The 13,847-nt window shown below is 67.8% G+C and carries 9 protein-coding genes; 6 read left to right on the forward strand and 3 right to left on the reverse strand.

Translation table 11 applies throughout. The annotated features are described in order from the left end of the window. Positions 1-81 precede the first annotated feature (81 nt). A complete protein-coding gene (locus HNP98_RS17920; RefSeq protein ID WP_217425825.1) occupies positions 82-690 on the reverse strand; it encodes a Uma2 family endonuclease in 609 nt (202 codons plus the stop codon). Positions 691-867: 177 nt separating this feature from the next. Here HNP98_RS17920 and ricT point away from each other — a divergent pair, with 177 nt between their 5' ends. Both ricT and HNP98_RS17930 read left to right on the forward strand, forming a co-directional pair. Next, positions 868-2,538, forward strand: coding sequence for a regulatory iron-sulfur-containing complex subunit RicT (gene ricT / locus HNP98_RS17925; protein WP_173811551.1), 1,671 nt, complete (start codon positions 868-870; stop codon positions 2,536-2,538). 48 nt (positions 2,539-2,586) lie between these two features. Beyond that, the gene (locus tag HNP98_RS17930; RefSeq protein ID WP_173811552.1) at positions 2,587-3,075 is read left to right on the forward strand and encodes a gliding motility lipoprotein GldH; all 489 of its coding nucleotides are present in this window, start codon (positions 2,587-2,589) and stop codon (positions 3,073-3,075) included. A 34-nt stretch (positions 3,076-3,109) separates the two neighbouring features. Here HNP98_RS17930 and HNP98_RS17935 read toward each other — a convergent pair whose 3' ends face one another. Next, positions 3,110-3,304: a cold-shock protein gene (locus HNP98_RS17935; RefSeq protein ID WP_173811553.1), complete on the reverse strand. Its 195-nt coding sequence runs from the start codon at positions 3,302-3,304 to the stop codon at positions 3,110-3,112. 148 nt (positions 3,305-3,452) lie between these two features. Between HNP98_RS17935 and HNP98_RS17940 the strand changes: the two genes are divergently transcribed. Further along, positions 3,453-4,694 (forward strand): hypothetical protein, encoded by a 1,242-nt coding sequence (locus HNP98_RS17940; RefSeq protein WP_173811554.1) that lies wholly within the window; start codon positions 3,453-3,455, stop codon positions 4,692-4,694. A 256-nt stretch (positions 4,695-4,950) separates the two neighbouring features. Here the strand turns inward: HNP98_RS17940 and HNP98_RS17945 are convergent, their stop codons facing one another. Beyond that, positions 4,951-5,940 carry a hypothetical protein gene (locus tag HNP98_RS17945; RefSeq protein WP_173811555.1) on the reverse strand — a complete coding sequence of 330 codons (990 nt, stop codon included), beginning with the start codon at positions 5,938-5,940 and terminating at the stop codon, positions 4,951-4,953. Between the two features lie 95 nt (positions 5,941-6,035). On the opposite strand from HNP98_RS17945, the gene HNP98_RS17950 reads away from it, so the two are divergent. The 3 genes from HNP98_RS17950 (at position 6,036) to HNP98_RS17960 (ending at position 13,744) form a co-directional block, all read left to right on the forward strand. Then, the gene (locus tag HNP98_RS17950) at positions 6,036-6,620 is read left to right on the forward strand and encodes a DinB family protein (RefSeq protein ID WP_173811556.1); all 585 of its coding nucleotides are present in this window, start codon (positions 6,036-6,038) and stop codon (positions 6,618-6,620) included. A 167-nt stretch (positions 6,621-6,787) separates the two neighbouring features. Beyond that, positions 6,788-12,994 carry an alpha-2-macroglobulin family protein gene (locus tag HNP98_RS17955; RefSeq protein ID WP_173811557.1) on the forward strand — a complete coding sequence of 2,069 codons (6,207 nt, stop codon included), beginning with the start codon at positions 6,788-6,790 and terminating at the stop codon, positions 12,992-12,994. A gap of 135 nt (positions 12,995-13,129) precedes the next feature. Beyond that, on the forward strand, positions 13,130-13,744 hold the full coding sequence (locus tag HNP98_RS17960; protein WP_173811558.1) for a hypothetical protein: 615 nt from the start codon (positions 13,130-13,132) through the stop codon (positions 13,742-13,744). Positions 13,745-13,847: the final 103 nt, after the last annotated feature.

Below are 13,847 nucleotides of genomic sequence, written 5' to 3' on the forward strand. Positions count from 1 at the left end.
GAATTTCAGTTAAAAATTGAGAGTTAAAAGTTAAAAAAGGCCCGCTTGAATCGTCAAGCGGGCTTTTTTAACTTTTAACTCTTAACTTTTCCTCAGCGGCCGCAAGTCGAGGCGGAAGCCGGGCAGCACCGGTTCGCCGCTCAACTCGCGGTCGAAGCCGCTGAGGGTTTCGACGGGCTGGCCGGGGCGGTACACGTAGGCCGTGGCAGCTTCGGTGTCGAGCAAAAAGCCGAGCAGGGCCCCGTTGGCCAGATATTCCTCCATTTTGGCCTGGAGGTCGCGCAGCGTGTCGGACGGGGATTTTACTTCGACCACGAACTCGGGGCAGGTGGGGAAGAAGCCCGTTTCGGTGTTGGCGGCCAGGGCAGTGGCGCGGCGGGCCGTGCTCAGCCAGGCCACGTCGGGGGCCCGCACGGCCTTATTGGGCAGCCGAAACCCGGCCGACGACTCGTAGGTGTGGCCAGAGCGGGCTTGGCGGTTCCAAAGCCAGAGTTGGCCGTTGATTTCGCTGGTAGATTCGCTGGAGTCGGGGTAGGCGGGGGGCATGATGATGATTTCCTGGGCGGCGGTGCGCTCAATCTGAAGGTTAGGGTTGGCCTGACAGAACCGGAAGAAATCGGCCTCTGACATCCCCGTTAGCACGTCGCCGCGCAGGGTGAACAAGTCGGTAGGAATTTCGGCGAGGCGCATGGTCGTAGCGGTTAGGTGGCTGCTTGGAATAAAGCTAAAGATAGTGCCGGGGGCGGGTCCTGGGGCCCCGGTGGGAGCGGGGCCCGCCGCCCTCCCGAAACGGCTATCTTTGCTGGATTCCGAATTCTCTGCGGCCCGGACAAAGCGCCGCCTCACGATATATATCCCCTTGGCCTCATGGCTTGTTCAACTTGTTCCTCCGGCGGCGGCTGCTCTACCAGCAAGGTAGGCGGCTGCGGCTCTAAAGGGGGCTGTAGCAGTGGCTGCACCCGCCTCAACGTTTTCGATTGGCTGGCCGACGTGGACGTGCCCGACTCGTTTGCGGGCTTCGACATCGTGGAAATCCGCTTCAAGGGCGGCCGCAAAGAGTTCTTTCGCAACGCCAGCCGCCTGCCCCTCGTGACGGGCGACGCCGTGGTGGTGGAGGCCGCCGGCAGCGGCTGGCACCTGGGCCACGTCTCGCTCAAGGGCGAGCTGGTGCGCCTGCAAATGCGCAAAAAGAAGGTGGCCCCCGACGCCAAAGACATCCGCAACATTTTGCGCGTGGCCACACCCGACGACGAGGAGCGCTGGCAGGCCGTGCGCGACCTCGAAAACGGCACCATGTTCCGGGCCCGGGCCATGGTGGGCGAGCTGCGCCTGCGCATGAAGCTGAGCGACGTGGAGTACCAGGCCGACCGCACCAAGGCCCTGTTCTTTTACTCGGCCGAAGACCGGGTGGACTTCCGGGAGCTGATTCGGCGGCTGGCCGACGAGTTTCGGGTGCGGGTGGAGATGCGCCAGATTTCGCTGCGCCAGGAGGCCGGCCGCATCGGCGGCATCGGCATCTGCGGGCGCGAGCTGTGCTGCTCGACCTGGCTCACCGACTTTAAAACGGTGAGTACCACCGCCGCCCGCTACCAGAACCTGAGCCTGAACCCCCAGAAGCTGGCCGGCCAGTGCGGCCGCCTCAAGTGCTGCCTCAACTACGAGCTGGACGCCTACCTCGACGCGCTGAAGGACATTCCGCAGGTGCAGCGCCCGCTGCAAACCACCCGGGGCGAGGCCTTCTTGCAGAAAACCGACATCTTCCGCCGCCGCATGTGGTTCGCCATCAAGGGCGACAACAACTGGGTGATGCTGGAAGCGGCCCGCGTGCGCGAATTGCTCGAGATGAACAAGCGCGGCGAGAAAATCGAAAGCCTGCTGCCGCCCCGCGAGGAAGCCCCCGAGCCCGAAGTATCGGCCATTGTGGAAGGCTCGCTCGACCGCCTCGACGACCAGATTAAAACCAGCGGCAAGCGCAGCAAGCGCAAAAAAGGCAAGGGCCCCGAAGGCTCCGATACCGCCGCCGCGCCCCGCGCCGAGCGCTCCGCCCGCGAACCCCGGGAACTGCGCGAGCCCCAGGAAAAGCGCGAGCCCCGGGAACCGCGCGAGCCCCGCTTAGGGGCCGTTGACCGCCGCTCCGCCCCGGCCGACGCCGCTGCTCCGGCCGGCGATGGGGCCACCCCACCGGCCCGCGACGCGGCTGCCCCCGACGCCGCTCCCGAGCAGCGGGGCCGCCGCGGGGCCGCCGCCCGCCCCCTCAACCGCCGCAACGGCCGGGGCCGCGCCGAGGGCGGACGCCCCGACGCCCCCCGCCCCGAAGGCGAGGCCGGGGCCGACCGCCGCCCCGACGGCAACCGCCCGCCCCGCGCCGAGCGGCCCGAGGGCCCCCGCCGCAACCCCGACGCCCCCGCCCGCCCGCCGGGCGAAGCCGGCCCCCCCCGCGAGGGGCGGAGCGGGCGCGGCCGCGGCCGGGGGGGCCGCGGCGGCGAAAGCTCCGGCAACGCCGGGGCCGGTCCCACCCCCGCGCCGGCTGGCGCGTAAGCTTTTGTGAACCCGATGACGCGACGCGCCTTTACGTTGAAAAAATTGATGAAACCGTGGGCCGCCGGGGCCGTGCTGGGGCTGTTGGCCCTGGCCGGCTGCGACCCCAACCGCGTGTTCGAGCAGAACATTGACTTCCCCAGCAACTCGTGGGACGTGCAGCGCAAGCCGGCGTTCACGTTTGCCATTGCCGACACGGCGGCCCGCTACGACGTGTACTTTGACGTACGCAACGCCTCGGCCTACCCCTTCTACAACCTCTACGTGAAGGCCACCCTGGCGGGCCCGGCCGGCCCGGTGGGGCCCCCGCTGCTGCATCAAATGCTGCTGATGGACCCCAAAACCGGCGAGCCCCGCGGCAGCGGCACCGGCGACATCTACGACCACCAAATCCTGGCCCTGCCGCGCCAGCGCTTTGCCCGGCCCGGTAGCTACACCCTCACCCTGGAGCAGTTCATGCGCCAGGACCAGCTGCCCGGCCTGATGGCCGTGGGCGTGCGCGTGGCCAAGCACCCGGCCGTGGCCGGCAAGCAGTAGGGGCGGAGCGCCGCCCGCGGGGCCCCTTGCTGCTTTATACGATGCGGGTGACCTCGACGGCATTGGGGCCTTTTTTGCCGGCTTTGATGCCGAACTGCACCCGGTCGCCGTCCTGAATTTCGTGGATGAGGCCGGTTTGGTGCACGAAAATCTCCTCCTCCGTGCCGTCGAGGATGATGAAGCCGAAGCCTTTGGCGTCGTTGTAAAATTTGACGGTACCGGTTTCCATGAGCGGGGAAGCGAGAAGTAAAGCGAAGAATGGTCGGCAAAAATACGGCCCGGGCCGGAACGCGGCGCGGCTTGGCCCAACCGTGGCCCGGGGGGCGCGTATAGTTGGGGCCACCTGGCCGCTTTTTCCCACCCCAATTCTTCGCCCCATGAGCACGGAAAACCTCAACACCGAACCAAACGACATCGCCGGCAACCGGCTGGGCGGGCCCGTGGGCAACACGGCCGCCAGCACCGCGCCGCCGGTGGGCACGCCCGCCCCGCCCACCAGCGAGCAGCTCGTGGACGCGGAGACGAGCGTGGGCCAGGGCGGCGTGGACGACCGCGACGAGCAGGAAAACAAGGAGGCCAACCCCGCCGACCTCGAACCCGAATCCAGCGGCCCGGCGGCGGCCGGGAACACCAACGTCTATGGCGGCAACTTCGGCAACGACACCCAGGACGTGGCCGGCGACGCGGGCCGCCTCGACAACCAGCGGGCCGATGCCAGCCGGGGCGAGTTTGGCCGCCAGGGCACGCACAATACCCACGGCGGCTACGGCAACCAAAACCGCGAAGCCGACTACGAGCCCCACAACTCGGCCGAAGACCGCTATTACGGCGGCCCCGGCGAGCCCGGGCCCCAGCACAACTCCTACGTGCAGGACGCCGCCCAGCTGGCCCACGCCAACCCCACCGGCCCCGACCTGCCCCCCGCGCCGGGCCCCGAAACGCCCGGCCCCGACGGCCGCGGCAACCAGCACGACACCCGCAACCTGCCCGGCCGCGCCGACGCCCGCGCCAACCAGCAAAACGACAACAGCGCCGGCCCCGGCCAGGGCCCCGGCTACGCCGCCGATTACGGCCGCACCTCGCTGGGCGGCGGGGCCCCCGCGCCCACGGCCGCCGCCTCCGACGTGCCCCGGCGCAACCAGGGCGAAGACGACCGCTCCTCGCGCGGCGGCTACGACAACCAAGGGTCGGCCAACGGCCCCGGCGGCTCGGCGGCGACGGGCGCGGCCCCCGCACCCCCGGCTACCGGCAGCACCGCTACTCAGCCGGCCGCGGGCGAAGGCTACGGCGACCGGGGCCGCGAAGACGCCCCCGAACGCCCCGACTACAACACCGGCGGCGAGCGCAGCGGCTTCGGCCAGCACCCCAACGCCGCGCAGCAGGCCAACCACGCGGGCTTCGGTTCGCCGGGGGGCTCGTACGATGACCAGTACGCGGCGGGGCAGCCCGGGGCCACCGGCGGCTCGCCGGCCCAGGGCGACTACACCCGCCAGGAGCGCGAAGCTGAAAACAGCGGGCCCGCCGCCCAGGAAAACGACCGGCCCGCCGGTGCGCCCGACGAGCAAGCCGACACGGCCCCGCACCGCAACGCCGGCCGCGACGGAGCCGCCGACGAGTAGCCCGGGGGCTCAGTTAAAAGTGAGGAGTTAAAAACAGCCACGTGTTTTGAACTCCTCACTTTTAACTTTGGAGGTGGATTAAAACGGAGTGGTCCGGCGAATTGCCCGAAGGGCTTCGTCGGGCCACTCTTACTAAAAAACAGCAGCCCCGGGGCTTGGTAAGAGTGGCCCGACGACGGAAAAAGTCGCCGGACCACTCCGTTTTAACTCCTCACTTTTAGCTTTTAACTGAGCCCCTTTTAGCCAAGCCCCGTGACTAGCGGTGGATTTTTACGTCCACGTCGTAGCGGTACTTGGGCGGGCCGCCGAGGGGGATGGCGAAGAACGGCAGCGCTTTTTCGTACTGGTCGGTGACGTAGAACACCAGGTCGTTGGGGTTTTTGGCCACGGAGGTGAGGCGAAAATCAAGGCTGAGGCCGTGCTCGGCGGGCAGCACGGGCAGCACGCTGCTGGCCCACACGCCGTCGCCGCTCACGGCGGCCGGCTGGCCGTTTTTCGCCACGCTGAACACCGCCATTTTGGCCCCGGCGTCCATGTCGAAATTGCTTTGCTTGATGCTGATGACCCCCTTGCCCACGAACGGGTAGAGGTGCACGGTGGCCTGGTGGTTGGTGGGGGGCAGGCGGAAGCAGTACTCGTAGGTGAAGGCGTTGCCGCCCTCCACGGCCTGGTTTTGCACGCCGCTGGTGCTGAAAAAGTAGCGGTACACGTTGCCGTCGTTGCCGCTCAGGCCCCGGGCCACCACCTTGAATACGCGCCCCTGGAACTCGGGGGCCGGCTCGGCCTCCAGCGGGTTGAGGGGCCCGAAAGTGTACCACTGGCCGTCGTAGCGGGCCTCGGCCCCAAATACCTGGCGCTGGAGCAGGCGGCCGGGCGGCACGGGGCTGGTGGGGCGCGGGTCGCGGGCCTGGGCCCCGCTGAACGTGCCGGGCCCGCCGTACAGGCTGAACTCCGTGCGCGTGTCGGCCCCGCCCTTCAAATCGTCGTTTTTGCCGCCGCAGTCCGGGTCCCAGATGCGGATGTACACCGGGTCGCGCTGGCCCTCGGGCATCAGGAAAAAGAACGTCTGCGAATGGTCGTCGTCGCCCCAGGCGGGGCTGGCCTGGGCCCCGAAGGTGATGAGGTCAGCGATGCGCTCGCCGGGGTTGGGCACGGGCTGGGCGCGGCCGGCGGCGGCCAGCAGCACCGCCGCCAGGGCCAGGCCCGCCGCCCGGCCAACGAAACGGGCGCGTGAGGTTTGTAGCATGGGGCAAGATAGGCCGGGGCCCGCGTTTGGGGACCCACCGCCCCGAACCGGGCGGATGGCCGTAATATTACGCTCCCGTCAGCGTCTCCCTGCGTATGCCCGCGCCCGCCCGTGCCACCACCGACTTCTTCGACGACCTCACCAACGCCCTGCTGGTGTTGCGGGTACAGGCCCAAAAGCGGTTCCGGCCCCTGGCCCCCGACGTGCTGAACCGTCGCCCCGGCCCGGGGCCCGGGCCCTGGAGCGTGGGCGAGTGCCTGGAGCACCTGAACATCGTGGGCGGTTACTTTTTGCCCGTTGTGGCCGCCCGCCTGCGCCGGGCCCAGGAGCGGGGCAGCACGCCCGCGCCCTTCGTGAAGCACGGCTGGCTGGGGGCCCGCCTGGTGGCCGACCTGCGCGTTCCGGCTGCCGCCAAGCCCCGTACCACGCCCCAGCGCTACGCCCCCACCGGCACCCGCCTCACCCGCACCGTCACGGAGGTGTACAGCCGCCAGCTCGACGAGCTGCTGAGCCTCGTGCTGAAGGCCCGCCAGGTGAACGCCAACGCGGTGCGCATCCCGTACCCGCTGTTCTCGCCGCTGCGCCTGCGCCTGGTAGACCAGCTGGAGTACCTCGTGGTGCACTTGCAGCGCCACGCCGCCCAGGCCGAGCGCGCGCTGGCCATCGTGGCCGACAAGTAGGCCCGGAGCGCGCCCGCCAAGCGGCGCTTGACGGTCTGGCCCCGGGGCCCCGCAGCCAAAACCAAGCGCCGCCTGGGGCACAAGGGCGTGCCGCATAAATAACTGGCGGCTGCCGTGTGCAATCTGACCCCTTCCGGCATCTTTAGGGCCCCAACCCACCGCCGCCCATGCGCTTCTTCCTGCTTGCCTGCCTGCTGTTGCTGCTGACTTTTACCGCCGACCGCGCCGCCTCTGGTCCGGGGCCCGGCCCGTTGGCCGCGCAGTGGAAGAAAATCGATGCTTTGCTGCAAAAGGAGCAGACCGCCACCGCCGCGCCGCTCATCGAAAAAATCTACCAGCAGGCCCGGCGCGAAAACAACGCCCCCGCCTACGTGCGGGCCCTGCTTTATAAAATTCGGCTGCTGGAAAACAAGGAAAACGACGCCGACGAGAAGGCCATTGCCCTGCTCGAAGCCGACCTGAAAACGGCGCAGTTTCCGGCCCGGCCCGTGCTGCACTCGCTGCTGGCCGGCCTCTACGCCGACTACTACAACCAGCACCGCTACCAGCTCTACCAGCGCACCGCCGGGGCCGCGCCCACCGCCGACACTGCCACGCCCGGCGCGGCCGACGGCGGCACCACCCTCGCCACCTGGGACGCCCCCCGGCTCGGCGCGGCCATCGTGCGGCACTACTTCCAGTCGGTAGAAGACGAGCCCGCCCGCCAGCTCAAAACCACGCTGGTGGACCTCGGCGACCTGGCCACCGGCGGCGACGCCGAGGGCCGGGCTCTGCGCCCCACGCTGTACGACCTGCTGGCCCAGCGCGCCATCGCCGGCCTCCAGAACCAGGAGCTGTACATCTCCCGGCCCGAGCAGCAATTTCAAGTAGCTGATCCTAAGCTGTTCGGCAGCGCCGCGGAGTTTGCCGCACTGAAGCTGGGGGCCCCGGCCGCCGACTCGCTGAACGGCCCGCTGCTGGCGCTGCGCCTGTTGCAGCGCCTCACCGCCGCCCGCCTGCCGCTGGCCGCCGCCCACCCCGGGGCCCTGGCCGCCGTGGACCTGCAGCGCCTCGATTACCTGCACACCCTCACCCAAAACACCGACCTCGCCGACCAATACGCCCCCGCCCTGGCCCGCCTCGCCGAAGCCTATAAAGCGCTGCCCCTCAGCACCGAATTCATGGCGCGCCAGGCCGAGGCTGCGCGCGACAGCACCCCGGTGGCCGCCGTGGCCCTGGCGCGGGCCGCCGAAGCCCGGTTCCCCAAGTCGCGCGGTGCCGCCCGCGCCCGGGCCCTGCACGAACAGATTGAGCGGCCGGAGCTAACCTTTTCCGCCGCCGAAATCGTGGTGCCCGGCCAAGCCTGGCGGCTCGACGTGACGGCCCGCAACCTCACCACGCTGCACGCCTGGGCCTACCGCATCGCGTTGAAGGAGTGGGAAGAATCGGGCGATTACGATGAGCGGCCACTTGCGAAACAGTACGCCCGGGCCCTGAAAGCTGCGCCCACGGCTACTTGGGCCGTGCTAGTGCCCGCGCACCCGCGCAATTACAAAGACCAAAAAATACCGGCAACCGGGCCAGTGCTGCCAGCGGGGTATTACCTGGTGCTGCTGAGCAACAAGGCCCGGCTCTCTACCGATGCGGCGGCTCCATCGGCGCAGGCGGGTACTGTAACGGCTTATGCGTTCGTAGGTGCGAGCGAATTGAGTGCTGTAAAACGGGTAAATGAGCGAACGGGTGTCACAACGCTATTGCTGCTGAACCGGCAGAGCGGGGCCTTACTAGCGAACACCACGGCGCGAGGCGTGTACCAAGCTTACGACCGTCCCAAATCTCGAACCAATATTCGTTTGGGAGAAAAAACAAAAGCTACTGCTGCCGGCGAAATAGCAGTACCTGCGCCAGCACGACCAACGGCGCAGCTAGGGCAAGAACGCCTGGCCACAGCGCAAGTTTGGCAAGGCCGTGATACCCTTCTGGTAAATATAGAAAACGAGCAATATGCCATTTCTAACAAACCTGTTGTTGAACAACCCGCCCGCCGCACCTTCCTTTTTACTGACCGCGCCATTTACCGGCCGGGGCAAACGGTGTATTTCAAGGGTATTCTCACGCAGGTGCTCCGCGGTAAGGCCGACCTACTAATCGGCCAGTCGGCAAGTGTGCGGTTAGTGGACGTGAACGGTCAAACCGTCCAAACACTCTCGTTCACAACGTCCGACTTCGGCAGTTTCAACGGCTCATTAGTGTTGCCCACCGGCCTGCTCAACGGCGTAATGACGTTGCAGACGGATGACAACGGCGTTCAACTCGCCGTGGAAGACTACAAGCGGCCCACCTTCTACGTGCAGCTCGACTCGGTGCCCGGCCGGCCGCAGCTGGGCCAGCCGCTGGCCGTGAGTGGCCGCGCCCGCGCCTACGCCGGGCAGGCCACCGACGGGGCCACGGTGCAGTACCGCGTCACGCGCCGCGAGCTGTACGAGCTGTTTGACGGCGGTTTTGGGCGCGGCATGTACCCGCCCAACCGCGGCGGCACTCAGGAAATTGCCCACGGCACCGCCACCACCGACGCCGAGGGCCGCTTTAGCCTCACGTTCACGCCGCCGCTGGGGGCCCCACGGGCCGGCCGGCGCGGCTGGGAGCCGGGCTACTTGTTCGAAGTGACGGCCGACGTGACCGATGCGGCCGGCGAAACCCGCAGCGCCACCCGCGGCTTCCCCATCGGCCGCAACCCGCTCAGCCTCAGCATCACGGGCCCCGAAATGGCCGATAAGCAGCGCCTGCCCACCTTCCGGCTGCTGGGCACCAACGCCACCGGCGAGCCGCTGCCCGCCGCCGGCACGCTGCGCCTGCTGGCCCTGCACTACCGCCCCAACCCGGCCGGTGTGCCCGGCCCCGCGCCCGAAACGCCCGCCAACGAAGCCGCGCCGGAGCTGGTCAAAACCCTCGCCTTCGACACCAAAGCCAGCCCCGCCCTCGACCTGAGCGCCGCCCTGGGGGCCCTGCCCACCGGCCGCTACCGCCTCGAAGCCCGGGCCGCTGGCCGCGACTCGGCGCGGGCGCGGCACGACTTCACGCTCTACGACGCCGGGGCCCCCACCGTGCCCTTCGCCACGCCCGACTGGTTTGTGGCGCTGGCCGACACCGTGGCCCCCGGCCAGGCCACCGCCATCCTGCTGGGCAGCAGCGAGGCCGAGGCCCGCATCCTGCTCGAAGTGGAGCGCGGCGGCCAGCTTCTGCGCCAGGAGTGGCTGACGCTGCGCGCCGGCGAGCAGCGCCGCGTGGCCGTGGAAAGCGGCCCGGCCGGGGCCCCGGGGCCCCTGTACATCCACACCACGCAGGTGCGCGCTAACCGCCTCTACCGCCACGACGCCACCGTGCAGGTAACCGAAAAGCCGCAGCCGTTGCAGCTCACCATCAGCACCTTCCGCGACAAGCTCCAGCCTGGCCAAAAGGAAACCTGGCGCATCGCCATTCACCAAGCCGGTGGCAAAGCAGCCGATGCCGAGCTGCTGGCGACCCTCTACGACCAGAGCCTGGACGTGTTCCGGCCGCACAGCTTTCAGGGGTTGGATTTTGGCGATGGTGGGTATGAGGCGCGGTTTGGGTGGGAAGGAGAGTTTGGAGAGTTGACGTCAAATTCCTACGCTACAACGAACGATGGGCCAGGGCCGAAAGATGTTAATTACCCTGAGTTGAATGACTGGCAACGGCATTTGGATGAAGTGCCGGACCAAGAGGAGTTGCAGGATAAAAATGCTACACCAGGTTCGTCGCCGCGGATGCGTGTACGTGCAATGGCCAATGCAGATGGAGCAATGGCTTCTGCGCCAGCTAGAATGGCAGTTGCAAAGTTTACACCCCCTGTTATCAAAAGAGATGAGGAAGTAAGGGCAGATACAGCTGTTCGGCAACCTGCCCAGCCCGACCTCTCAACTGTGCCCACCCGCACCGACTTCCGCGAAACGGCCTTGTGGGAGCCGGCCCTGCGCACCGATAAAAACGGCGACGTGGTGCTCGAATTCCAGATGCCGGAGGCCGTGACGCGCTGGCAGCTGCTGGCCCTGGCCCACGACCGCAACCTGCACGTGGGCCAGCTGGCCCGGCAGCTCGTCACCCAAAAGGAAATCCAGCTTACGCCCAACGCCCCGCGCTTCCTGCGCCAGGGCGACACGTTCACCTTCCCCGCCAAGTTCTCAAACCTGACCGACCACGCCACCCGCGGCACGGCCCAGCTCTTCCTACTCGACGCCGCCACCGGCCAGGACCTCACCGCCCAGCTGCTGCGGGGCCCCGCGCAACAGCCCGTGGCCGCCGGGGCCCACCAGAGCGCCGCCCTGGGCTGGGATATCAGCCTACCGGCGGATTTTGCGCCGGTGGCCGTGACGTACCGGGTAGTGGCGCAGGCGGAGAGCCAAGAACTCAGAACCAAGAGCCAAGACAAAAGCACCAAAAAGAAAAATCGTCAGGCCCCCCTCTCCGCGGGAGAGGGGTCGGGGGTGAGGTTCTCTGACGGCGAGGAAAACACGTTGCCCGTGCTGCCCAACCGCATCCTCGTCACCGAGAGCCTGCCGCTGCCCATCGTGGGCCCCGGCACCCGCACCTTCGAGTTGAAGAAGCTGACCAGCACCGCCTCGCCCACCCGCCGCAACTACTCCCTCACGCTGGAAATGACGGCCAACCCCGCCTGGTACGCCGTGCAGAGCCTGCCCTACCTGATGGAGTACCCCTACGAGTGCTCCGAGCAAACCTTCGACCGGCTGTACGCCAACGTGTTGGCGGCCCAAATCCTGCGGTCCAACCCCCGCTTCAAAGCCGTGCTGGCCGAGTGGACGCGCCAGGCGCAAAGCGGCACCGCTGCCCAGCGCAACGCCCTGGAAAGCAAGCTCAGCCAAAACCAGGAGCTGAAAAACCTGCTGCTGCAAGAAACCCCCTGGGTGCGCGACGCGCAGGGCGAAACCGAGCGCCTGGCCCGCCTCACCACCCTGTTCGATACCGTGCGGCTGCGCACCGAAACCGCCCGCACCCTGGCCAAGCTCCGGGCCATGCAGGGGCCCGATGGCGCGTTCCCGTGGTTCGAGAAAATGCCCGCCGACCGCTACCTCACCCAGCTCATCGTGGCCGGCTTCGGCAAGCTGAAGAAGCTGGGGGCCCTGGACGCCAGCCAGGACGCCGCCGCCCGCCCCCTCCTGCAAGCCGCCCTGGCGTACCTCGACGCCGCCACCGCCCGCGACTACGCCGAGCTGCGCCGCCAAAAGGCCGTGAAGCTGGTCGATAATCACCTCAGCGACCTGCAAATCCAGGCCCTGTACGCCCGCAGCTTCTGGCCCGGCCTGCCGGTGGCCAAGGCTGCCCAGCCCGCCTACGCCTACTACCGCGGGCAGGCCGCCAAGTTCTGGCCGGACCAGACGCGCTACCTGCAAGCCCAGGTGGCCCTGGCGCTGTTTCGGGAGAGCAAGGGGGCCCCGGCGGCCCAGCAAATCCTGCGGGCGCTGGCCGAAAACGCCCTGCATTCGCCTGCCCTGGGCATGTATTGGAAGGACGTGACCGGTGGCTGCTACTGGCGCGAGGCCCCCACCGAAACCCAGGCCACGCTTATCGAAGCCTTCGACGAGGTGAAAAACGACCAGAAATCCGTCGATGAAATGAAGCTCTGGCTGCTCACCCAAAAGCAAACCCAGCACTGGCCCAGCACCCGCGCCACCGCCGACGCCTGCTACGCCCTGCTGCTGCGCGGCTCCGACTGGCTGGCCGCCCCGCAGCCGCTGCAAATCAGCGTGGGGGCCCAGGCCGTGCGGCCCGAAGCGGCCCAGGCCGGCACCGGCTATTTCAAAACCAGCTGGCCGGCGGCCGACATCCTGCCCGCGCAGGGCAAGGTCACCATCACCAAGTCCGATGCGGGCGTGGCCTGGGGCGCGTTGTACTGGCAGTATTTCGAGGACATCGACCAGATTACGCCCGCTGCCACGCCCCTCGGCTTGGAGCGCCAGCTCTACCGCGAAACCCGCACCGCCGGGGGCCCCGTGCTGGAAAAACTGACCGCCGCCACGCCTCTCAAGGTGGGCGACGCCTTGGTGGTGCGCCTCGTGCTGCGCACCGACAAGGCCCTGGAGTACGTGCACCTCAAAGACCAGCGCGCCGCCGGCCTCGAGCCCATCGGCCAGCTCAGCGGCTACCGGTACCAGAACGGCCTGGGCTACTACGAGAGCCCGCGCGACGCGGCCACCAACTTTTTTCTAAGCGAAGTGCCGCGCGGTACGCACGTGTTTGAGTACCGGCTGCGGGCCGCCCAGGCCGGCAATTTTTCGGGGGGGCTGAGCCAGGTGCAGTGCCTGTACGCGCCCGAATTTGGGGCCAACTCGGCGGGGCGGCGGCTCACCATTGCGCGGTAGCGGGGGCAGGGTGCCGGGGCCCCGGGCGGTGGGGCCCGGGGACTAGCGGACGCATGGCCGGCCCCGTGTGGGACTTGCATCTTACTAAGAATGCGCTTAGCTTTGCCCTTCGACTATTCTGATAATGATTATACTATGAAGCAGTTGTTAACCCTGGCGGCCCTGGTCCTGACCCTGGGCGCGGCCCACGCGCAGACGCCCGTAACGAAACTTCCCGGCGAAGAAAACCTGAGTTTGCGCGAGCGCGCCGAGCGGGATTTCCTCATGCCCGTGCGCCGCAAAAAGGCCGCTGAAGTGGCCCGCCCCGCCGCCGAAAACGACGCCACCGCCGCGCCCGAAAACGACGCCACCGCCCACGCCACGGCCAGCGCCGACGAGGCCCGGCCCGAGGAGACGGCCGTTGTCGCTCGCGAAGCCCACACCACCCGCTCCTACGCCGCCCGCCACGCCGCCTGGCTGTCCGCCCGCCGCGCCGAGGCCCGGGCTGAAGAGCGCGCTTCTGAGCGCCGCGCCGCCCGCCGTAGCAGCAGCAAGCGCAGCACCAAAGCCACCAAGACGAAAACCAAAACCAAGTCGAAAGCCGCTCGCGCCAAGGAGGCCCGCGCCGCCAAAAGCAGCAAGAGCCACCACAGCGCGACCAAAACCAAGCACAAGGCCGCAGCCAAGAAAGTGACTTCGCACAAGAAGTCGTCGGTTGCCAAGCACAAGGCTACGGCCAGCCACAAAAGCAGCAAGAAGCACCGCCGCTAGGCCCTGTTCTACTCTACCCTACTATTTTTACAGACCTTTGACAGACCACTAGTTGTCGGAGCAGCCATTCTAATAGAGCTACGACCAGTCGGACCATTTTGTG

The sequence above is a fragment of the Hymenobacter caeli genome (assembly GCF_013294115.1).
GTDB classification, from domain to species: Bacteria; Bacteroidota; Bacteroidia; order Cytophagales; family Hymenobacteraceae; genus Hymenobacter; species Hymenobacter caeli.

Bases quoted from the DNA above. Each gene is read 5' to 3' on its own strand.
- HNP98_RS17950 (WP_173811556.1), top strand. From the start codon at position 6,036: ATGCCCGCGCCCGCCCGTGCCACCACCGACTTCTTCGACGACCTCACC.
- HNP98_RS17935 (WP_173811553.1), bottom strand. From the start codon at position 3,304: ATGGAAACCGGTACCGTCAAATTTTACAACGACGCCAAAGGCTTCGGC.
- HNP98_RS17940 (WP_173811554.1), top strand. From the start codon at position 3,453: ATGAGCACGGAAAACCTCAACACCGAACCAAACGACATCGCCGGCAAC.
- HNP98_RS17955 (WP_173811557.1), top strand. From the start codon at position 6,788: ATGCGCTTCTTCCTGCTTGCCTGCCTGCTGTTGCTGCTGACTTTTACC.
- HNP98_RS17960 (WP_173811558.1), top strand. From the start codon at position 13,130: ATGAAGCAGTTGTTAACCCTGGCGGCCCTGGTCCTGACCCTGGGCGCG.
- ricT (WP_173811551.1), top strand. From the start codon at position 868: ATGGCTTGTTCAACTTGTTCCTCCGGCGGCGGCTGCTCTACCAGCAAG.
- HNP98_RS17930 (WP_173811552.1), top strand. From the start codon at position 2,587: ATGAAACCGTGGGCCGCCGGGGCCGTGCTGGGGCTGTTGGCCCTGGCC.
- HNP98_RS17945 (WP_173811555.1), bottom strand. From the start codon at position 5,940: ATGCTACAAACCTCACGCGCCCGTTTCGTTGGCCGGGCGGCGGGCCTG.
- HNP98_RS17920 (WP_217425825.1), bottom strand. From the start codon at position 690: ATGCGCCTCGCCGAAATTCCTACCGACTTGTTCACCCTGCGCGGCGAC.